The organism is Streptomyces sp. JN8, assembly GCF_055808075.1.
Genome location: NZ_CM147852.1, coordinates 5,946,820 through 5,966,546, shown reverse-complemented (window position 1 = coordinate 5,966,546; position 19,727 = coordinate 5,946,820). Strand labels below are relative to the sequence as shown.

At 74.3% G+C, this 19,727-nt stretch carries 18 protein-coding genes; 8 read left to right on the top strand and 10 right to left on the bottom strand.

Features of this window, described 5'->3' with window-relative positions:
- Positions 1-140: 140 nt before the first annotated feature.
- From ACY0MR_RS26280 to ACY0MR_RS26265, 4 genes are all read right to left on the bottom strand, one after another.
- The gene (locus ACY0MR_RS26280; protein WP_388799653.1) at positions 141-830 is read right to left on the bottom strand and encodes a response regulator; all 690 of its coding nucleotides are present in this window, start codon (positions 828-830) and stop codon (positions 141-143) included.
- The gene (locus ACY0MR_RS26275) at positions 827-2,068 is read right to left on the bottom strand and encodes a sensor histidine kinase (protein ID WP_388799650.1); all 1,242 of its coding nucleotides are present in this window, start codon (positions 2,066-2,068) and stop codon (positions 827-829) included. The genes ACY0MR_RS26280 and ACY0MR_RS26275 overlap by 4 nt, the downstream gene beginning before the upstream one ends.
- A gap of 325 nt (positions 2,069-2,393) precedes the next feature.
- A complete protein-coding gene (gene pspAA, locus ACY0MR_RS26270; protein WP_388799647.1) occupies positions 2,394-2,672 on the bottom strand; it encodes a PspA-associated protein PspAA in 279 nt (92 codons plus the stop codon).
- A 75-nt stretch (positions 2,673-2,747) separates the two neighbouring features.
- Positions 2,748-3,548 carry a PspA/IM30 family protein gene (locus ACY0MR_RS26265; protein ID WP_361853818.1) on the bottom strand — a complete coding sequence of 267 codons (801 nt, stop codon included), beginning with the start codon at positions 3,546-3,548 and terminating at the stop codon, positions 2,748-2,750.
- A gap of 272 nt (positions 3,549-3,820) precedes the next feature.
- On the opposite strand from ACY0MR_RS26265, the gene ACY0MR_RS26260 reads away from it, so the two are divergent.
- The 3 genes from ACY0MR_RS26260 to ACY0MR_RS26250 all read left to right on the top strand — a co-directional run bounded on the left by ACY0MR_RS26260 (position 3,821) and on the right by ACY0MR_RS26250 (position 6,532).
- Positions 3,821-4,423, top strand: a complete 603-nt coding sequence (locus ACY0MR_RS26260) for a DUF3043 domain-containing protein (protein ID WP_361853821.1) — start codon at positions 3,821-3,823, stop codon at positions 4,421-4,423.
- 80 nt (positions 4,424-4,503) lie between these two features.
- Positions 4,504-5,265, top strand: a complete 762-nt coding sequence (locus tag ACY0MR_RS26255; protein WP_361853824.1) for a class I SAM-dependent methyltransferase — start codon at positions 4,504-4,506, stop codon at positions 5,263-5,265.
- Positions 5,266-5,401: 136 nt separating this feature from the next.
- A complete protein-coding gene (locus ACY0MR_RS26250) occupies positions 5,402-6,532 on the top strand; it encodes a S1C family serine protease (protein ID WP_473555728.1) in 1,131 nt (376 codons plus the stop codon).
- Positions 6,533-6,663: 131 nt separating this feature from the next.
- Here ACY0MR_RS26250 and ACY0MR_RS26245 read toward each other — a convergent pair whose 3' ends face one another.
- The gene (locus ACY0MR_RS26245; protein WP_361407450.1) at positions 6,664-6,870 is read right to left on the bottom strand and encodes a hypothetical protein; all 207 of its coding nucleotides are present in this window, start codon (positions 6,868-6,870) and stop codon (positions 6,664-6,666) included.
- 91 nt (positions 6,871-6,961) lie between these two features.
- Between ACY0MR_RS26245 and ACY0MR_RS26240 the strand changes: the two genes are divergently transcribed.
- The 4 genes from ACY0MR_RS26240 to ACY0MR_RS26225 all read left to right on the top strand — a co-directional run bounded on the left by ACY0MR_RS26240 (position 6,962) and on the right by ACY0MR_RS26225 (position 11,895).
- Complete coding sequence (locus ACY0MR_RS26240) at positions 6,962-8,164, top strand: bifunctional adenosylcobinamide kinase/adenosylcobinamide-phosphate guanylyltransferase (RefSeq protein WP_473555725.1); 1,203 nt, start codon at positions 6,962-6,964, stop codon at positions 8,162-8,164.
- A gap of 47 nt (positions 8,165-8,211) precedes the next feature.
- Positions 8,212-9,291, top strand: coding sequence for a nicotinate-nucleotide--dimethylbenzimidazole phosphoribosyltransferase (cobT, locus tag ACY0MR_RS26235; protein ID WP_403316194.1), 1,080 nt, complete (start codon positions 8,212-8,214; stop codon positions 9,289-9,291).
- 130 nt (positions 9,292-9,421) lie between these two features.
- Complete coding sequence (locus tag ACY0MR_RS26230) at positions 9,422-11,185, top strand: phosphatidylglycerol lysyltransferase domain-containing protein (protein ID WP_473555723.1); 1,764 nt, start codon at positions 9,422-9,424, stop codon at positions 11,183-11,185.
- Positions 11,182-11,895, top strand: coding sequence for a hypothetical protein (locus ACY0MR_RS26225; protein WP_388799633.1), 714 nt, complete (start codon positions 11,182-11,184; stop codon positions 11,893-11,895). The genes ACY0MR_RS26230 and ACY0MR_RS26225 overlap by 4 nt, the downstream gene beginning before the upstream one ends.
- Here ACY0MR_RS26225 and ACY0MR_RS26220 read toward each other — a convergent pair.
- The gene (locus tag ACY0MR_RS26220) at positions 11,832-12,599 is read right to left on the bottom strand and encodes a hypothetical protein (RefSeq protein ID WP_388799630.1); all 768 of its coding nucleotides are present in this window, start codon (positions 12,597-12,599) and stop codon (positions 11,832-11,834) included. The genes ACY0MR_RS26225 and ACY0MR_RS26220 overlap by 64 nt on opposite strands.
- Positions 12,600-12,675: 76 nt before the next feature.
- Between ACY0MR_RS26220 and ACY0MR_RS26215 the strand changes: the two genes are divergently transcribed.
- The gene (locus ACY0MR_RS26215) at positions 12,676-13,440 is read left to right on the top strand and encodes an adenosylcobinamide-GDP ribazoletransferase (protein ID WP_388799627.1); all 765 of its coding nucleotides are present in this window, start codon (positions 12,676-12,678) and stop codon (positions 13,438-13,440) included.
- Positions 13,441-13,463: 23 nt separating this feature from the next.
- Here the strand turns inward: ACY0MR_RS26215 and ACY0MR_RS26210 are convergent, their stop codons facing one another.
- The 4 genes from ACY0MR_RS26210 to ACY0MR_RS26195 all read right to left on the bottom strand — a co-directional run bounded on the left by ACY0MR_RS26210 (position 13,464) and on the right by ACY0MR_RS26195 (position 19,500).
- A complete protein-coding gene (locus ACY0MR_RS26210) occupies positions 13,464-14,081 on the bottom strand; it encodes a spherulation-specific family 4 protein (protein WP_404080030.1) in 618 nt (205 codons plus the stop codon).
- Positions 14,082-14,106: 25 nt separating this feature from the next.
- Positions 14,107-15,372 carry a hypothetical protein gene (locus ACY0MR_RS26205; protein ID WP_473555720.1) on the bottom strand — a complete coding sequence of 422 codons (1,266 nt, stop codon included), beginning with the start codon at positions 15,370-15,372 and terminating at the stop codon, positions 14,107-14,109.
- A gap of 436 nt (positions 15,373-15,808) precedes the next feature.
- Positions 15,809-17,371 carry a GT4 family glycosyltransferase PelF gene (gene pelF, locus ACY0MR_RS26200; protein ID WP_473555718.1) on the bottom strand — a complete coding sequence of 521 codons (1,563 nt, stop codon included), beginning with the start codon at positions 17,369-17,371 and terminating at the stop codon, positions 15,809-15,811.
- Positions 17,372-17,397: 26 nt separating this feature from the next.
- Entirely contained in the window at positions 17,398-19,500 is a 2,103-nt protein-coding gene (locus ACY0MR_RS26195; RefSeq protein ID WP_388799618.1) for a hypothetical protein, read from the bottom strand.
- Between the last annotated feature and the right edge of the window lie 227 nt (positions 19,501-19,727).

Below are 19,727 nucleotides of genomic sequence, written 5' to 3'. Positions count from 1 at the left end.
GGCGCCGGCCCGGATCCGCGGGATCCGCCGGAGGTGCCCCCCGCCTATACGATCTGCCATCGCGGGCCGGAAGTCCTCGCCCCCCGGGTCCACATCCTTATCCCGCGCATACCGCGTCTGGAGTACGCGGGAGTCGCCGGTCACTCCACCCTCGGACGTACCAGTCCCGACTCGTAGGCGGTGACGACCAGCTGGGCGCGGTCGCGGGCGCCCAGCTTGGCCATGGCCCGGTTGACGTGGGTCTTCACGGTGAGCGGGCTGACGTCGAGCCGCTCGGCGATCTCGTCGTTGGAGAGGCCTCCGCCGACCAGGACGAGGACCTCGCGCTCCCGGGCGGTGAGCGCGGCGAGCCGCTCGGTGCGGGCCCGGCCGCCCTCGCCGACGGCGTCGGCGCCGGGTCCCTGGGCGAGGAACGTCGCGATGAGCCCCTTGGTGGCGGCCGGGGAGAGCAGTGCCTCGCCCGCGTGGGCGATCCGGATCGCGCCGAGCAGTTCGTCCGGTTCGGCGCCCTTGCCGAGGAACCCGGAGGCCCCGGCCCGGAGGGCCTGCACGACGTACTCGTCGACCTCGAAGGTGGTCAGCATGACGATCCGCACGTCGGAGAGCTCCGGGTCCGCGGTGATCATGCGGGTGGCGGCGAGGCCGTCGGTGCCGGGCATGCGGATGTCCATCAGGACCACGTCGGCCCGCTCCGAGCGGGCGAGGGCCACGGCCTCGGCGCCGTCGGCCGCCTCGCCGACGACCTCCATGTCGGCCTCGGAGTTCACCAGGACCTTGAAGGCGCTGCGGAGCAGGGCCTGGTCGTCGGCGAGCAGTACCCGGATCGTCATGTGTCCTCCCCCGTGCGGGACGTCACCGGCAGTATCGCCTGGACGCGGAAGCCGCCGCCGTACCGGGGGGCCGCGGTCAGGGTGCCGCCGAGCGCGCCGACCCGCTCGCGCATGCCGAGCAGCCCGTGCCCGCCGCGGGGGGCCGGGTCGGGGTCGGGCGTGGAGGTGCCGTTGTCGAGGACGGTGATCTCGACGGTGCGGCCCACCCGGACGACGCTGACCTCGGCCTCGGCGTCCGGTCCCGCGTGCTTGCGCACGTTGGTCAGCGCCTCCTGCACGATCCGGTACGCGGCCAGGTCGACGGTCGCGGGCAGCGGCCGCTCCCCGTCGGTACGGGCCAGGGCGACCGGCAGTCCGGCGTTGCGGAAGCTGTCGAGCAGCCCGTCGAGGACGGCGAGGCCGGGCGCGGGCTCGGTGGGGGCCTCCGGGTCGCCGGACTGGCGCAGCAGGCCGACCGTGGCGCGCAGTTCGTCGAGCGCGGAGCGGCTGGCGTCCCGGACGTGCGCGAGGGCCTCCTTGGCCTGGTCCGGGCGCTTGTCCATGACGTGCGCGGCGACCCCGGCCTGGACGTTGACCAGGGCGATGTGGTGGGCGACGACGTCGTGGAGGTCGCGGGCGATCCGCAGCCGCTCCTCCGCGACCCGTCGGCCCGCCTCCTCCTCGCGGGTGCGTTCGGCGCGTTCGGCGCGCTCCCTGATGGCGTCGACGAAGGCCCGGCGGCTGCGGACGGCGTCTCCGGCGGCTGCGGCCATGCCGGTCCAGGCGAAGATGCCGACGTTCTCCTGGGCGTACCAGGGCGTGGGGCCGAAGGCCATGGCCGCGGCCGTCATCACCGCCATGGTGGCCAGGCCGACCCGCCAGGTGGTGGGCCGGTCGGTGCGGGCGGCGACCGTGAAGAGCGCGACGACGGCGCTCATGGCGACGGTGGCGGGCCGGGTGTCGTTGACCAGTTCCAGGAGGCTGACCGCCACCGTGAAGCAGAGGACGTGGAAGGGCCGGCGCCGGCGCAGCACCAGGGCCGCCGCCCCGAGCACCATGAGCAGCACGCTCAGGACGCTGGGCACCCGATCGCCGAAGGTCGGCCCGGTCGGGCTGCCGTGGGGGTCGGTGAAGGACCCGGCGATCATCGAGACGAGCACGCCGAACGCGAGTGTGGCGTCGAAGGCGAGCGGATGCGCGCGGAACCCGTCGCGGAGACGGGCGAAGAGGCCGCCGGTGGCGGGTCCGGTGGGGGTCACGGGCACCAACGGTACGGGGCCGGGGGAACGGCGGTGCGCGGAAGGCACGAGGTCCCGCCGCCCGGGGCCCGTACGTCGGTCTCCCATGGTGGCGGGAAGGTCGGTGGGTCGGCCGGGAGGGGCGGACGTGAGTTCGACGGCTTCCCCTAAGGAGCGCGGAGGCCTTCGGCCGGGGATCTGGGGCGTCAGCCCGGGTTCGGGAACGTCGGCCGGAGTCTGCGGGCCGTCAGCGGGCTCCGGAACGTCGGCCGGAGTCCCGCGGGGCATCAGCCAGGCCTGGGGCCCCAGCCAAGGTTTCCGCGGCGTCAGCCCGGCTTCCGGGGCGTCAGCCCGGGATGAGGCCGTCGTCGGAGAGCATCTCCCGCACCTCGTCCAGACTCGCGTCCGGAGCGGGCAGGATCAGCTCCGAGGGTTCGAGCGCGTCGTCCGGGAGCGGCTCGCCGAGCCGCCGGACCGCGCCGAGGAGGGCGTTCAGGGTGCGCCGGAACCCGTCCTCGTCCCCCGACTCCATCTCCCCGAGCAGCTCGTCGTCGAGCCTGTTCAGCTCGACGAAGTGGCTGTCGGCCAGCTCCCGCTGGCCCTCCCCCATGATCCGTACGATCATGACGCGTCCTGTCTGTTCGCGGGCTGTCGCCTACGTCCGGCGCCCGCGCGGACCGCCGCCCGCGCGGGCCGGTGCCTACTTCTCGAAGCGCGGGTGGGACTGGTGCTGCTGCGGGGCGTCCTGGGGTGCGGCCGCGCCGCCGCCCTCGATCGCCTGCTTCTGCGCCGACGGGCCGCCAGCCAGCTCCGCCTTCATCCGCTGGAGCTCCAGCTCGACGTCCGTACCGCCCGAGAGCCGGTCGAGCTCCGCCTGGATGTCGTCCTTGGCGAGCCCGGACTGGTCGTCCAGGGCGCCCGAGGCGAGCAGCTCGTCGATCGCGCCCGCGCGCGCCTGGAGCTGGGCGGTCTTGTCCTCGGCCCGCTGGATCGCGAGGCCGACGTCGCTCATCTCCTCCGAGATGCCGGAGAAGGACTCGGCGATCCGGGTCTGCGCCTGGGCCGCCGTGTAGGTCGCCTTGATGGTCTCCTTCTTGGTGCGGAAGGCGTCCACCTTGGCCTGGAGACGCTGGGCGGCGAGAGTGAGCTTCTCCTCCTCGCCCTGCAGCGTCTGGTGCTGCACCTCCAGGTCGCTGACCTGCTGCTGCAGCGCGGCACGCCGCGACAGCGCCTCGCGCGCCAGGTCCTCGCGGCCGAGCGCCAGCGCCTTGCGGCCCTGGTCCTCCAGCTTCGAGGACTGACCCTGCAGCTGGTTCAGCTGGAGTTCGAGCCGCTTGCGGGAGGTGGCGACGTCGGCGACGCCCCGCCGCACCTTCTGCAGCAGCTCCAGTTGCTTCTGGTAGGAGTAGTCGAGCGTCTCGCGCGGATCCTCGGCCCGGTCAAGGGCCTTGTTCGCCTTCGCGCGGAAGATCATCCCCATACGCTTCATGACACCGCTCATGGGCTTCGCGCGCCCCCTTCTGACGGACTTCGGCTCCAGCTTTCGACAGGATCCACAGTACGGGCCCTGTCTCCATTACCGCACTGTTCGGAGCCGGATGCGCTCCTCCCCAAGGACGACTACGGCCGGCTTCCCCTCCCGCGCAGGGAGTAGATGGATCTAGGGGAAACCCGCGCCCGTCCCGCGTACGTACCGCCGTAGACGCACTCTGTTAGCGGATCGTTCCCGCCCGGCATGGGGTTCATGCCCGCCACCCCGTACCCTTGGGTTTTGTGTTCCGTAGCCGTTCGAAGGACGAGAAGGCCCCCACCGACAAGGTGACGGCGGACCTCTCCAAGCAGCCCCGCGACCCCGAGGCCCCCAAGGGCCGCCCGACCCCGAAGCGGAGTGAGGCGCAGACCCAGCGCCGTCGCGCCGCGACGGTGCCGACCGACCGCAAGGAGGCCGCCAAGCGCCAGCGCGAGGCACGCCGCTCGGACCTGGCGCGCCAGCGCGAGGCACTGGCCAGTGGCGACGAGCGTTACCTGCCGGCCCGGGACAAGGGTCCGGTCCGCCGCTTCGTGCGCGACTTCGTCGACTCGCGGTTCGCGATCGCCGAGTTCTTCCTGCCGATGGCCGTGGTGATCCTCGTGCTGTCGCTGTTCGGCAACGCCAACCGGTCGCTGCAGAACATCTCGCTGCTGCTCTGGCTCGGTGTGATCATCCTGATCGTCATCGACTCCGTCGGCATCTGGATCCGGCTCAGGAAGCAGCTCAACGAGCGCTTCCCGAACGAGCCGAAGCGCGGCGCCGTCGCCTACGGTCTGATGCGTACGCTCCAGATGCGCCGACTGCGACTGCCGAAGCCGCAGGTCAAGCGCGGAGAGCGGCCCTGAGCGCCGATCGTTCGGAGACCGTCGAGCGGGCCTTCGGTGCCGCGACGTCGGAGTCGGGGGGGCCCGTCCTTCCCGTCGTCGTGCACTGGCCCGCCGGTTCCGGCGGGCTGCGCGACACCATCCGGCAGGAGATAGTCGCCCGCCAGCTCGACGAGCAGATAGCCGGCCGCTACCCCGTGGGGCAGCGGCTCCGGATCCTCGACGCCGGCATGGGCCAGGGCACCCAGGCCCTCCGGCTCGCCCGCGCCGGGCACACGGTGACCGGCCTCGAGGCCGATCCCGACCTTCTGAAGGCCGCCCGCGAGTCGCTGGCGACCGAACCCGCCGGCATCCGCGAACGGGTCCGGCTGATCGAGGGCGACGGGCGCGAGACCGGGGTGCACTTCCTCCCCGGCAGTTTCGACGTCGTCCTCTGCCACGGCGTCCTCATGTACGCGGACGAGCCCGACGCGCTGCTCGCGGGGCTCGCCCGGATGCTCGCCCCCGGGGGGCTGCTCTCGCTGGTCGTGCGGAACGCCGAGGCCCTCGCGATGCGCCCGGGACTCGCCGGTGACTGGTCCGGTGCGCTCGCCGGCTTCGACTCCGACGTCTACACCGACGACGACGGCGTGAAGGTGCGGGCCGACCGCCTCGACGCGCTGACCTCCACGCTCGCCGGGATCGCGGCGCCGCTGCACGCCTGGTACGGGGTGCGGGTCTTCACCGACGCCGTCCCCGCCGACGCGGGGCTGCCGCCCGCCGAGGAGCTCGACCGGCTGCTCTCCGCCGAGGACCGGGCGGGGCGGACCGAGCCGTACCGCCGGGTGGCGGCGCTGCTGCACCTCTGCGGGGTACGGGGCTGACTCCCGGGCCGCCCGTCCGCGGCGGGCGCGCCCGCGCGGACCCGCGCCGCAGGCCCGAACGCCGACGGGCGACGGTGCTCCGCTGATCGGATGCGCTCACCGGGCCCGGTCCCGGGGCGGCACGGATACTCCGGACATGGACGTCTCCCGTGCCCGCGCTCTCCGTCACCCGCGGTCTCCGCTCCCCCTCCGCTCCGGTCTCCCCCTTCTCCCTCGTGCCTCCCGCTCCCCCCTTCCGTCGCTGGCTGCCGTGGTCTGCGCCGTCGGGCTCCTCGGGGGCTGCTCGGCCGGCGGAGGCGCGCCCGCGCCGGAACGCTCCACGCAGGCGGCGGCGCCGCTCGCCGCGAACGACCTGGAGGACGACTACCGGGCCGTCATCAAGAACGTCCTGCCGTCGGTCGTGCAGATCGACGCGAGCGAGAGCCTCGGCTCCGGGGTCGTCTACGACGACAAGGGCCACATCGTCACCAACGCGCACGTGGTCGGCCAGGAGAAGACCTTCCGGGTCAGCGCCGCGACGGGCGGCCGGCCGGTGACCGCCCGGCTCGTCTCCTCGTACCCCGAGCAGGACCTCGCGGTGATCAAGCTGGACTCGCTGCCGCAGGGACTGAAGCCGGCCCGGTTCGGCGACTCCTCGGCCGTCGACATGGGCCAGATCGTGCTGGCGATGGGCTCCCCGCTGGGCCTGTCCGGCAGCGTCACCCAGGGCATCGTCTCCGCGACCGGGCGCACGGTCAGCGAGGGCCAGAACGGCGGGGGGACGGGCGCGACCATCGCGAACATGGTCCAGACGTCGGCGGCGATCAACCCCGGGAACAGCGGGGGCGCGCTGGTGAACCTGGACAGCGAGGTCGTGGGCATCCCGACGCTGGCGGCGGTCGACCCGGAGATCGGCGGCGGTTCGGCCGCGGGCATCGGGTTCGCGATCCCCGCCTCGACCGTGCGGACGATCGCCGACCAGATCGTCAAGGACGGCAAGGTCACCGACTCGGGCCGGGCGGCGCTGGACATCACGGGCCGCACGGTGCTGGACGACGCCTACGAGCCGACGGGCGTGGCGGTGGTCGAGGCGCCGGCGAACGGGGCGGCGGGGAAGGCGGGGCTGCGGCCGGGGGACGTGATCACGCGGCTCGGCGACACGGAGATCACGACGATCACGTCACTCGCCGAGGCGCTGGCCTCGCGCCGGCCGGGCGACGAGGTGGTGGTGACGTACGAGCGGGGGGAGGAGACGCGGACGGCGACGGTGACGCTGGGCGAGATGTAGGGGGACGGGGGCCGCTGCCGGGCGGGCTTCGCCCCGGCTGGACGGTGACCCGCGACGCCGGGCCCGGACCGCCGGGTGGGTTCCGCCCCCGGCCGGGCCGGGGGCGGTGGGTGGTCGGGCGGGGCCGGGGGTCAGGCCTCCGCGTTCAGGGGCATCGGGCCGTAGATCTTCGTCCCGTCCTCCGAGAGCGTCACCTGGTCCGCCCCGCCGCCCAGCAGGTCACGCCAGTTCTCGCCGATCCAGCTCTCCGCGTCGCCCTGGGTGGTGAACTCCTCGGGCGTCACCACCGGCTCGACCTCCGTGCCGTCGGACTTCTCGAACCGCCACGTCCATGCCATGTCCGCCTCCTGGTGCTCACCGGATGATCGGTTTCCTGCCCGCAGCGTAGCCGGGCGCGCACCGCTCGCGGTGGCGCGGGAGGATCTGAGGGTGGAACTGACTCTGCTCGGCACCGGTGCCCCGCTCGGCCTGCCCCGTCCCGACTGCTCCTGCGCCGTGTGCGCGCTCTCCCGCGGGCCGCGGGTGCGCGCCGCGACGGCGCTGCTCGTGGACGGGGCCCTGCTGCTCGATCTCACCCCGGGCGCCGCGCTGGCCGCCGCGCGGTCCGGGCATTCGCTGGTGGGGGTGCGGCAGGTGCTGCTGACCCATCCGCACGACGGGCCGGCGGTGGAGGTGCCCGCGGGGCTGCCCACCGCCGGGCGGGTGCCGGACGGACGGGAGTTGACGCTGATCTCCGGTCACCGGGTGCGGGCGGTGCCGATGGACTCCCCCGGGACCGGGTACGAGGTGACCTCGGCCGAGGGCGAGACGCTGCTGTACCTGCCGCCGGGCGGGTCGCCCGCCGGGCTGCCGGACGACCACCGGCGGCCGTACGACATGGTGGTGGCGGACGTGACGGGGCGGCCGGACGCGCTGGCCCGGCTGCGGGCGACCGGGGCCGTGGGCCCCGCGACCGACGTCGTGGCCGTGCACCTGGACCACGACGCGCCGACCGGTGCCGAGCTGGACCGGCGGCTGGCCGCGGCGGGCGCGCGGGCGGTGCCGGACGGGACGACGCTGTACGTGGGCGAGTACCACGAGGTGCCGGACGTGCCCCGGCGGACGCTGGTGACCGGCGGGGCACGGTCGGGGAAGTCGGTGGAGGCCGAGCGGCGCCTGGAGACCTTCCCCGACGTGCTGTACGTGGCGACCGGCGGGAGCCGGGACGGCGACCCGGAGTGGGCGGAGCGGGTGGGCCTGCACCGGGAGCGGCGGCCGGGTTCGTGGCGTACCGCCGAGACCTGCGAACTCGTACCGCTGCTCGACGGGGACGGGCCCGCGCTCCTCGTCGACTGCCTGTCGCTGTGGCTGACGGACGCCATGGACCGGGTGGGCGCCTGGGACGACGAGAGGTGGGCGGACGGCGGGCAGGCGGCGCTGCGCGAGCGGACCGCCGAGCTGGTGGCGGCGGTGCGGGCGACCCGTCGTACGGTCGTCGCCGTGACGAACGAGGTCGGTTCGGGCGTGGTGCCGGCGACGGCGGCGGGCCGGCGCTTCCGTGACGAGCTGGGCCGGCTGAACGCGGCCTTCGCGGACGAGTGCGAGGAGGTCCTCCTCGTGGTCGCCGGTCAGGCGCTCGTGCTGCGCGGGTAGGGTGCCAGCACCGATGGCCCTCGCTGATTGTCACAAGGCGGATACCCGTGAACCTGGACGACTTCTCCGATCTGATCGAGCGCCCCGACGGGGGGATCCGGCGCGACGCCGAGGAGCGCCGCGAGCGGCTGGCGGTGCCGCCGGGGTCGCTCGGCCGGCTCGACGAGCTCGGGGAGTGGCTGTCGGCCGCGCAGGCCTCGGTGAAGGTGCGGGCGATCGAGCAGCCGAAGGCGGTGCTCTTCGCGGGCGACCACGGGGTGGCCTCGCTCGACGTGTCGGGACGCCCGGCGGGCACCGCCCACGCGCTGGTGCGGGCGGTGCTGGACGGGGAGAGCCCGGTCGCGGTGCTGGCCCGGTCGACCGGCGTGCCGGTGCGGGTCGTGGACGCGGGACTGGACTGCGACCCGGAGCTGCTGCCGGCCGAGGTGGTGCGCCACCGGGTGCGGCGCGGCAGCGGCCGGATCGACGTCGAGGACGCGCTGACGGTCGAGGAGACCGAGGCGGCGGTCCGGCTCGGAATCTCGATCGCCGACGAGGAGGCGGACTCGGGCACCGATCTGGTGGTGCTGGGTGATCTGAGCGTGGGCGGGACGACGCCGGCCGCGACCCTGATCGCCGCCCTGTGCGGGACCGACGCCTCCGTGGTGACCGGCCGCGGCGGTGCCGGGATCGACGACCTGGCGTGGATGCGCAAGTGCGCGGCGATCCGTGACGCGCTGCGCCGGGCGCGGCCGGTCCTGGGCGACCAGCTGGAACTGCTCGCGGCGGTCGGCGGGGCGGACCTGGCGGCGATGACCGGCTTCCTGCTCCAGGCGTCGGTGCGGCGGATGCCGGTGATCCTGGACGGTGTGGTGGGCGCGGCGTGCGCGCTGGTGGCGCAGCGGGCGGCGTTCCGGGCGCCGGACTGGTGGCTGGCGGGTCAGGTGAGCGGGGAGCCGGCGCAGGCGAAGGCCCTGGACCGGATGGCGCTCAACCCTCTGCTGGACCACGGCGTCCATGTGGGTGAGGGAACCGGGGCGCTGCTCGCACTCCCCCTCGTCAAGGCCGCGGCGGCGTTCGCCGCGGAGCTGCCCGAGCGTCCGGATCCGACCACTCCGGACGACGGGGACACCGGCTCCGGGGTCTGACGCGGGGGAGCAGGGATTCGTCGGCTCCGGAGGCGGCCGCACGCGTGGCGCACGTCAGGTGCGCACGACGCGCGCGCGGCCGCCTCCGGCGTCGCCGCACGACAAACGACGCCCCATATGATCGCTTTTCATGGGAGAGGTCCGTTTGTCCGCCGAAGCAGCGCCCCGGGGCACCACGGCCCGTTCACGGCGCAGCGCCGCGTTCGCCGTCTGGTACCTGCGCGTCGTCACGTTCATCAATTTCCTGAGTGCCGTCTGGGTCTCCTTCGGGCAGGACCTGCGCCGGCACAACGAGGACAACTACTTCACTCCGTACCTGCTCACGGCCGGCTTCGCCTCGGGGGTCTTCACCCTCTTCCTGGCGATCACCATGCGGCGGCGGAAGCGGGCGGCGTGGATCCTCAACCTGGTGCTGAGCGGGCTGTTCCTGCTGCTCTTCGCGCTGGTGATGCTCTTCCCCGAGATCCGCCAGCACGCCCAGAACTGGATCTCGCTGGTCCTGACCGCCGCGTTCGTGCTCGCGCTGCTGCTCGGCCGCAAGGAGTTCTACGCGAAGGGGGACCGCTCCAACCCGTGGCTGGCGGCGGTGGTCGCGGTCGGCGGTCTGCTCGTCACCTCGCTGCTGGCGGCCGTCCTGGTCACCGTCACCAACACCTCCGGCGCCCCCTCCACCTTCCTGGAGCGCTGGCGGTACGGCGTGATGCGGTTGATCACCCTGGCCTCGGACGACTCGCGGTTCGCCGGGATCAGCACCCCCGGCTGGGTGGACGTGACCATCAACGTCCTGTCCACGCTGCTGCTGTTCGCGGTGCTCTTCGCCGCCTTCCGCTCCCGCCGGGCCACCGACCCGCTGACCGAGGAGGACGAGGAGCGGCTGCGGGCCCTGCTGGACAAGCAGGGCGACCGCGACTCGCTCGGCTACTTCGCGCTGCGCCGCGAGAAGAGCGTCGTGTGGTCGCCGAGCGAGAAGGCCGCCGTGACCTACCGGGTGGTCGGCGGGGTCTCGCTCGCCTCCGGCGACCCGATCGGCGACCCCGAGGCCTGGCCGGGCGCGATCGAGCCCTGGCTGGCCGAGGCGCGCGAGCACGGCTGGATCCCGGCGGTGATGGGGGCGAGCGAGGAGGCCGGGGTCATCTACGCCCGGCACGGTCTGGACGCCCTGGAGCTCGGCGACGAGGCGATCGTGGAGACCGACGAGTTCACCCTGGACGGCCGCGCGATGCGGACGGTCCGGCAGGCCTTCAACCGGGTCAAGAGGGCCGGGTACGAGGTCCGGATCCGGCGCCACGAGGACATCCCCGAGGAGGAGATGGCCGAGCTGCTGCGCAAGGCCGACGACTGGCGGGACGGGGCCACCGAGCGCGGCTTCTCGATGGCGCTGGGACGGCTCGGCGACCCGCGGGACGGCCGCTGCGTGATGCTGGAGTGCACCGACGAGCAGGGCGAGCTGCGGGCCGTGCTGTCGTTCGTGCCGTGGGGTCCGAAGGGGCTGTCGCTCGACCTGATGCGCCGGGACCGCGACTCCGAGAACGGCCTGATGGAGTTCATGGTCATCGAACTCCTCCAGCGGGCCAAGGAGATCGGGATCACTCAGGTCTCGCTGAACTTCGCGATGTTCCGGTCCGTCTTCGAACGTGGCTCGAAGCTCGGGGCGGGGCCCGTGCTGCGCATGTGGCGTTCCCTGCTCAGCTTCTTCTCCCGCTGGTGGCAGATCGAGTCGCTGTACCGCGCCAACGCCAAGTACCGACCGATCTGGGAGCCCCGATTCATGCTCTTCGAGAAGAGTGCGGACCTGCTGCGCATCGGCCTCGCGGCCGGTCGCGCCGAGGGGTTCCTGGAGGCCCCGGGGCTGCCGAAGTGGTTGCACCGCCGGCACCTGGAGAGCGGCCGTTGAGCCGCGCCCTCCGGGAGTTCGCCCGCCGCGAGTGGGGGCCGCTGTTCTTCACCGTGCGCGCGGCGCTCGTCACGAAGAGGTGGCGGGCGGCCCCGATGACGCTCGCCGCCGTCTGCCTCACCGCCCTCTTCCAGGTGGTGCAGAACCAGGAATGGGGCTACCAGCCGGTCCAGGACATCGGCTCGGTGCGGGCCGAGGACCCGTTCTGGCTGGCGCTGCTGCGGACCCCGCTGTCGCTGTTCGTCCCCGCGCTCGACCTGCCCGTGTGGGGGGCGCTCGCCCAGGTGCTGCTGGTCTTCGGGATCTCCGAGATCTGCCTCGGGCGGTGGCGGACGCTCGCCGTCGCCTATCTGGCCACGCTCTGCGGGACGCTGTACGCGCGCCTGGGCATCGCCCTCGGCCCGGACGGCCCGTTCGGGCTGCCCGCCACCGACGCGCAGGTCGTCGACACCGGGCCGTCGGCGGCCGTGGTCGGCCTCGCCGTCTACGTGTGCTGGCGGTACGGGGCCCGGTGGACGGGCGCGCTCGTGGTCGTGGCGATGGTGGTCGAGGTGATCGTGAAGCCGAACCTGGCGGGCAGGGAGCATCTGGCGGCCATCGCCGGGGTCCTCGTCCTGATGGGGGTCCAGGCCTGGCGCGGGCGGGGTCAGGAGGGCGTGGAGCCGCCCCGCCCGGGGACCCGCTCCTGGAAGCCGCCGATCAAGTCCTGAGCACGGCGCCGGATCCTGGTCCAGCGCTTGTCGTGGCGGTAGGTGCGGATCCTGGAGCGGGCCCGGGCCCGGTGGCGGCGCCCGTAGAACCGGCGGGCCCACCAGGAGCCGGGGCGGGCCAGCCGGACGGCGCCGACGATCGCCACGAACGGGATCAGGGTGCCGATCACCGCCATCCGGAACTTCCCCTTCACCAGGGTGATCAGGATGAGGAGGAAGTTCAGCGCGAGGGTCAGGATGAAGGTGAGCCGGTCCTGGCGTTCGTCGGCGGTCATGTCGTCGACGCCCAGGGGTGAGAAGCCGCTCAGGGTGAGTCCGACCAGGGCGGCGGTGAGCACGACCACCTCGACGCTCTTGCGGCCCTCGTCGGACCAGTACACGTCGTCGAGATGGAGGATCAGCGCGAACTCGTCCAGGACGAGCCCCGCGCCGACGCCGAAGACCACGGCGAAGAGGGCGGCGCCGAAACCGTGCCGGTCGCTGCCGACCGCGCCGAAGCCGCCGATGACGGTGAGGACCACGCCGGGCACGACGTGATGGATGTGGAGGCCGCCGGAGGAGACGTTCCCGAAGGGCCCCTTCCCCGCCCGGATGAGGCGGACGATGGTCCGCGTGACCAGGAACGTCACGATGAACGAGGTCAGCGCGAGGAGCATCGGGAGCTTGCCCGGCTCGACGATGTTGCGGGAGAACCAGTGACCCATGCCACCCCGTTCCGGAATACGCGGAATGCCCGGTATGCGCAATCTACCGTCCGGAGGCGGCGATTACCCTGCCCGGATGGACGGCCTGCGTTTCGCCTTCGGCACCCTCACGGTGTTCCCCGCCCGCATCACCCGCTGGGACCGGGACGCGGCGCGCGCCGGCATGCTCTGCGCCCCGCTGGCGGGCCTGGTCGTCGGGTTCTTCGCCGCCGGGCTGGGCGGCGCGTTCCTCGCCCTCGGCTCGGGGCCGCTGCTCGCCGCCGTGGTCTCCACCGCGGTGCCCGCCGTCCTCACCCGCGGCCTCCACCTCGACGGCCTCGCCGACACCGCCGACGGCCTCGGCAGCGCCAAGCCCGCCGAGGACGCGCTGCGCATCATGAAGCAGTCGGACGTCGGCCCCTTCGGCGTCATCGCGCTCCTCCTCGTCCTCCTCGGCCAGGTCGCCGCCCTCTTCGAGCTGTACGGGGAGGGCTGGGCGCACGGCGCGGTCGGCACCGCCCTGGCGGCCACCGTCGCCCGCCTCGCCCTCACCCACGCCTCCCGCCAGGGCGTCCCGGCGGCCCGGCCCGAGGGCCTCGGCGCGATCGTCGCCGCGACCGTCCCCGTCCGGTCCGCGACGTTCTCGACGGCGGGCGTCCTCGTCCTGCTCGCGGCGACGGGTCTGCTGTTCTCCCCGTACGACGCGGTCCGCAACGTCCTCGCGGCCGGCGCCGCCCTGGGCGCGGCGGCGGCCCTCCTGCGCCGGTGCGTGCGCCGGTTCGGCGGGGTGACGGGCGATGTGTTCGGAGCGGTGGAGGAGACGGCCGTGACGACGGCGCTGGTGGTCCTGGCCCTCGGCTGACCCCCCAGCCGCGGGCCGCCGGTTCAGCGGGCGGGCTCCGGGAGGTCCGGGAGGGTGCCCCAGGGGTGGGCCCCCGTACCGGGAACGGCGCAGTGCACCGGGGTGACCGGCCGGACGCCGGGCGGAGCCGCGTACACCAGGTGGCAGTAGTGGGGCGCGACCGGCAGGTCCAGGGTCCGGTACGCGTCCCAGGGTCCCTCGAACGTGACGAGCAGGTCGGCGAACTCCTCGTAGCCCGGGTCCGGATGGGCGCCGTGGTTGAGCACCAGGGTCGCGGCCCCCGCGGACCGGGCCGCGACCGCGAGCCGGCGGTAGTGGGCCAGGGCTCCGGGCGCGGTGGAGACCTGGTCGAGGAAGGCGCCGTCGGTGCCGTACCAGTCGCGGTGGCGGAGCAGGTCGGTGACGACCTCGGCGTGCGGGCGCCGCCCGTAGTCGGTGTCCGCGTAGCCCAGGAGCCGCACCCCGGCCGCCCGCAGCCGGTCGGCGGCCGCCGCGAACGCCGGGTCGGGGGCCTCGCCCGCGCCGCTGGCCGGGTTGACGACGACGCCGTACAGCGACGGCGCCGCGTCGACGAGGGCCGACCAGGCCTCGGGCCGGTCGGCCGGGTGCTCGTAGAACGGCACCAGGAGCAGGTGGTTCACGGGGTCCCTCGCAGGCGGTGGGCGGTCAGACCCGGTGGGCGGTCGGCCGGACCAGCAGGACGCAGGTGAGGACGGCGAGCACGGCCGCCGCTCCCCCGGCGGCCACCGGGCCCGCCGCGGGTTCCAGGGTCTGTGTCGCGGCCGCGAGCAGGCAGACGGCGGCCGCGCTGAGGACCGCGCCGAAGGCCTGGAGCAGCAGCCCCAGCCAGAGCACGGTCCCGACCAGGAGCAGCGCGACGAGCCGCGGGCCCGTCGGCCAGGGCGCCCCGGGCCAGGCCAGGGTCACGGCGAGGGTGAGCGCGACGAGGACGGCGAGGTACCCGCCCAGGCAGAGGACGAGGGTGCCGGTGACCGCGCGGCGGAACTCGCGCGCGGTGGACTGGGTCCGCAGCCGGGTCAGGCTCTCGCCCCGGAAGCGGTGCAGCAGCCACTCGGCGGGCCCCATGGAGAGGGTCAGCGCGATGACGGCGCCCGCGCCGCTCACCGGTGTGTCGCCGGCACCCGCCTGGAGCACCAGCAGTCCGCTGCCCAGACCGAAGAGGCCGTACGGCAGGGAGGCCGCGCGCGGGGGTCCGCCGCGTCCCGCCGCGCGCCGCCGCGCGCCCGGTGCGAGGACGAGCCCCGCGAAGGCGACGCTCGCGGTGAGCGCGGTGAGGAGGAGGCCGGTGCGCAGGAGGTCGGGCAGGTCCCAGCGGAAGGCGGGGACGGCTCCGGCGAGCGGCGCCAGGGCGCAGAGCAGGGCGCGTTCGCGGCCGAGGACGAGGAGCACGGTCGCGGCGGCCAGGTAGAGCGCCTGCCCGGCGGCGAACAGGGCCGCCGGGGTCTCGCCGGGCGCGGCCGCCGCGAACGCGACGGCCGCGCCGGCGAGGGCGCCGGCCGGGGCCCCGAGGAGCAGGGTGCGGGCGGCCGCGGGCCGGTCGCCCAGGCCGAGCCAGGTGTACGCGCGATGGGCGAGTGCCTGATTCCAGACCCAGCCGGTGACGGCGCCGGCGAGCAGCGGAACCGTTCCGCCCGGAAGCCCGGACCGGCCGGCCTCCCCGGCGAGCAGGGGTGCGGCGAGGACGTACGCCAGCCCGGGGAGGGCGAAGACGAGCCCGCGCAGGAGGCAGCCGGCGAGCCCGGTGTGCCAGGCGCCGCCGGGCGGCGCCTCCGGGGCGGGGTGGCGCCGCTCCACGCGCGCGTAGAGGTCCTCGGCGAGCGCGAAGGAGTCGGCACGGCCGTAGGTGAGGCGGATGTGGTCGTCCGTCATGCCGTCGGACTCCAGGACGGCGGCGATCTCGTCGGGGTGCACGGCGACCGCGACGAGCCCCCGAGCCGCGCGGCGAGCTCGTCGAGCGGATCGTCGGCGAGGACGCCGGGCGGGCTCGGGGCCCCGGCCGGGTGCGGCGGATCCCCGACCGGGTGCGGCGCGCCTCCGGCGGACCTGGGCGGATGCCCGGCCGAGGTCGCGGTTCCCGCGGAGGCCGGCGGGTGGTCGACCGACGGGGTCGGGCCTCCGGCGGGGGCCGTCCGGTCGCCGTGGCCGGCCGACGGCCCGGGGGCCTTCGGCCGACCGGAGGCGGGCGCCGCGGTCGATGCCGCCGGGGTGGCCGGGCTCCGGCCGGGGGGCGCGGGCTGCGGCCCGGGGTGGGTCGGTCGTGGGCCGACCGGGGTGTGCGCGCGTCTCGGGCGCGGGATCGCCGGCAGCGGTGACTCGGTGCGCGGGGGCTTCAGCCACAGGGAGCCGCTCATACGGAGGTGCCTCCCGCCACGAGGGCCGGGGTGGTGATCCGGCGCGGGGCCGGGAGCCGGGCGGGCCAGGGCTTCGTACGGATCCGGGAACGGGCCGCCGGGCGCACCCGGTCACCGGCCAGTTCGCGGTAGATCTGGCGGAAGCCGTCCACCGAGCGGTGCAGGGTGAACCGGTCGACGACCCGCTGCCGGGCCCGCCGGCCGAGTTCGGCGCGGCGGGCGCCGTCGCGGAGGAGGGCGGTGACGGCGGCCGCCATCACGGCGGGTTCGCGGGGCGGCACGACGATCCCGGCGTCGCCGACGGCCTCCCGCACCCCGCCGACGTCGGTGGAGACGGTGGCGCGCCCGCAGGACATGGCCTCGATGAGGGAGAAGGGGAAGCCCTCGCTGATGGAGGAGAGCATCACCACGCTGCCGGCCGCGTAGGCGCTGGGCACGTCGGAGATCCGTCCCTCGAAGGTGACGCCGTCGGTGACGCCGAGTTCCGCGGCGAGCTTCTCCAACCGGGTGAGGTAGTCCTCGTTCCCGGCGGGCACCGGACCGAACAACCGCAGCCGCAGCGCCGGGAGTTCGGCCCGGCAGATGGCGTACGCCCTGATCAGGGTCTCCAGGTCCTTGATGGGGTCGACGCGGCCGCACCAGCTGAGCGTGGGGGTCTCGGGTTCGGGTCCGGCCTCGGGGAAGAGGGCCGGGTCGACGCCGTTGTAGACGGTGCGGATGCGGTCGGCGGGGGCGCCGCCGCGCTCCTCCCAGCGCCGGTTGTACTGGTTGCAGGGGGTGATGAGGTCGGCCTTGCGGTAGCCGAGGGTGTTCAGCTCCCGGTAGAAGCCGAGCATGAGGGCCTTCACGGGCCAGCGTTGCGCCTCGGTGCGGTAACCGAGGTAGCGCTCGCGGAGGTAGATGCCGTGTTCGGTGAGCAGGAAGGGCACTCCTTCGAAGTGCTGTGCGGCGAGCGCCGGGAGGGTGGCGAGGCCGCTGGAGACGGCGTGGGCGACGCCGTCGCCGGCTATCCGGGCGGCGAGCGGCCGCAGGGCGTGTTCGAGCAGGTCGGTGGCGGTGAGGGCGTCGTGGACGGTGGGCCGGGCCGCGAGGGTCGGCAGGTGCGGCATGGTCCAGATCCACATCAGGGAGCGCAGGGCCGCCTCGGAGCGCAGGGCCTGGGTCAGCCGTCCCTGCCGGGCGAGTTCGGCGAGTTCGTACAGGCCGGCGCCGAAGTCGCAGCCCGCCTCGGGGTCGAGGAGCGCCAGCAGCAGGCGCTCGTAGGCGTCGAGGAAGCGGCGGCGCGCCGGCCCCCGCAGGGGCCGCCGCGCGGCGGCCAGGAGGCCGGGCGCGGTCGGTCCCTGCGGGATGCCCCAGAGGGGGTAGGCGGTGTGCCGGGTGACGTTGGGCGGCAACTCCCAGGTGACGGGTTCGCGGCCGCTGCCGGTGAGGGCGAGGATCTCGAAGTCGACCTCGGGCATGCCGCGGACGAGCTGGTCGCACCAGGTGCTGACGCCGCCGTGGACATGCGGGTAGGTGCCTTCGGTGAGCATGGTGACGTGACGGCCACTGCTCGACATGTGCGGTTCCCCCCAGAACGTGCCGGTCAGGCGGTCGGCAGTGTGAGTGTGACGCTGGTCTGGAGCGATTCGGGTGCGGTCCAGGCGGACCGGGTCCCGGCGTACGGCGTGCCGAAGGCGGCGGTGCCGAGGACGAGGCGCTTGCGGGTGCCCTCGGGGGCGGTGACGGGCGCGCTGACGCCGGCGGGGGCCTTGACGGTGACCGCGGTGCCGATGCGGTAGGCGGTGACCTTCCCGGCGGCGAGGGCCTGGTCCCAGGCGGCGCGGCGGGTCAGTTCGGTGCCGACGTCCCGCTGGGCCGGGTTCACCAGGGGCGCGCTGGGGGCGAACAGGCCCCGGTAGTCGGCCAGTACCCGGTCGAGGACGGGGTAGAGGAGGCGTTCCTCGGCGAGGTTCGACTGGTGCACGTAGTGCGGCCGGGGGTCGTTGCCGAGGACGTGGGAGAGGGCGGTGCGGGCCTCCTGCGGCACGATGTGGTCGGCGTAGCCGGTGGCTGTGGGGAGCGGGGCGGGCAGGCAGGTGGAGGCCGGGTTGGACTCGCAGACGCCGCTGCCGCCGTCGGCGCGGGAGGTGTAGATCCAGTTGTACTCGTCGGCCATCTCGGCGGCGGTGCCCACGTTGTAGTACACGTTCATCGGATGGCGGGGCACGGTCTTCGCGGCGCCGGAGCCGGTGCCGACCGCGCGCTGCTGGGGTTCGCGGGAGTTGTCGCTGCCGGTCCACTTGACGCCGTTGTCGGCGAGGGCGCCGGCGAGGTTCGGGTTGTCGACGGGCTGCTGGGGCAGGGTCCGGAGGCCGGAGTGCTCGCCGGTGACGAGTTCGGAGCGGTCGACGGCGATGCCCTTGCGGACGGCCCAGTTGTGGTTGTCGCGGATCTGGGCGGAGAGTTCGGCGCGGCTGACCCAGAGGGTGTTGCCGCGGGTGTCCTTGGCGCACTGCCAGGGGACGACGGTGTTGTCCTGGACGCAGCCCAGGAAGGGATGGGTGTAGGTGTGGTTGATCCACCGGTACTGGGCCCGGTCGGCGACGAGCCGGTCGGTGAGCGGGTCGGAACCGCCGTGCTCGGTCTTCCACTGCTCGCCCTGGCCGCCGTTGTAGACCATGTCGAGGGTGAAGCCGGAGGACTTCTGCCAGGCGGCCGCGTACTGGGCGTCGGCGACGGTCATCCGGATGGGGTTCGCGCCCTCGCCGTCGTCGCCGACGCAGTCGAAGTCGCCGGGCGTGCAGTCGAGTCCGGTGTCCCAGCGGGCGTCGGGGGCGAAGACGTCGTCGACGTGCACGGAGAGGTAGTTGCGGCTCTGGCCGAGGTGGACGCCCTGGGTGAGCCATTCGACGATGCCCCGGGCGAGGGCCCGGAACTGCCGCTGGTACTGGTTGTAGGCGAAGGTGACGACCAGTTCACGGCGCCCGTCGGCGGTGTACTCGCCGACGATGCTCGCCCGGCCGCCGGCCGCTCCGCCGACGGGGACGTCCACGTAGCTGGTGTAGCCGGCCCGGGGGCGGCCCGCGTAGCCGTAGCTCTCGGCGATGGCGGGGTCGTTGTCCTCGAAGGTGAGGGACCCGGCCAGGTACTGGAAGGGACCCGCCGTGCCGGCGGCCGTGATGCCGGCGGTGGTCCCGTCGAGGACGCCGGACCAGCCGCCCTGGTCGGTGTAGTCGAGGCCGACGCCGGGGTGCGACCAGGTGTAGGCGTCGACCTGCGGGATCCCGAAGGTCCGCTCGTACGTCTGGAGGGCGGTGTGCTCGGCCGAGCCGGCGCCGAGGGCGCTCTCGTGGGGCAGGACCACGCCCTGGTACTTGGCGCGGGGGCGGCCGTCCACCGTGTCGCTGAGGAAGGACGTGCTGAGGACCGGCCGGTTCGGGTCGTTCAGGTCGATCGTGCGGTACGGGACGCCGGCGCCCTTCAGCTCGGCGGCGATCGCCCCGACGGCGCTGCCGCCGTCGTCCACGACGAGGACGGTCAGGTCGATCCGGGGCGCGGGGGCCGCGAGGGCCTGCGCGGACGGGACGACGGTGGCGAGCAGCGCGGCGGCGGCGAGGGCCGCGACGCGGGCGGTGCGGGGCGCGGTGCGGGTGCCGCCGCGGGTGCGGCGGGCGCTTCCGGGCATACGGATTCGGCCGGAGTCCATCAGGTGGTGTCCCCCCTCGGCAGGTCCCCGCGCACCGGGGGCCGGGGCGGCGAACCTGTGGAGATGATGCAGATGATGCGAAGACGAGCGGGTCGTCCTTGCGTGACTGAGGTGAGTGTGGAGGAGCGCTCCGGGCCGGAACGGTAAACATGAAAGAGACACCACGGATGAGTGAACCAACGCCGCCGTGAGCGAACCGGGTGAGCGAGCGTAGGCTCGTTCTCGGC

Bases quoted from the DNA above. Each gene is read 5' to 3' on its own strand.
- ACY0MR_RS26280 (WP_388799653.1), bottom strand. From the start codon at position 830: ATGACGATCCGGGTACTGCTCGCCGACGACCAGGCCCTGCTCCGCAGC.
- ACY0MR_RS26265 (WP_361853818.1), bottom strand. From the start codon at position 3,548: ATGAGCGGTGTCATGAAGCGTATGGGGATGATCTTCCGCGCGAAGGCG.
- pspAA (WP_388799647.1), bottom strand. From the start codon at position 2,672: ATGATCGTACGGATCATGGGGGAGGGCCAGCGGGAGCTGGCCGACAGC.
- pelF (WP_473555718.1), bottom strand. From the start codon at position 17,371: ATGTCGAGCAGTGGCCGTCACGTCACCATGCTCACCGAAGGCACCTAC.
- ACY0MR_RS26250 (WP_473555728.1), top strand. From the start codon at position 5,402: ATGGACGTCTCCCGTGCCCGCGCTCTCCGTCACCCGCGGTCTCCGCTC.
- ACY0MR_RS26245 (WP_361407450.1), bottom strand. From the start codon at position 6,870: ATGGCATGGACGTGGCGGTTCGAGAAGTCCGACGGCACGGAGGTCGAG.
- ACY0MR_RS26215 (WP_388799627.1), top strand. From the start codon at position 12,676: ATGGACGGCCTGCGTTTCGCCTTCGGCACCCTCACGGTGTTCCCCGCC.
- ACY0MR_RS26220 (WP_388799630.1), bottom strand. From the start codon at position 12,599: ATGGGTCACTGGTTCTCCCGCAACATCGTCGAGCCGGGCAAGCTCCCG.
- ACY0MR_RS26195 (WP_388799618.1), bottom strand. From the start codon at position 19,500: ATGGACTCCGGCCGAATCCGTATGCCCGGAAGCGCCCGCCGCACCCGC.
- ACY0MR_RS26230 (WP_473555723.1), top strand. From the start codon at position 9,422: ATGGGAGAGGTCCGTTTGTCCGCCGAAGCAGCGCCCCGGGGCACCACG.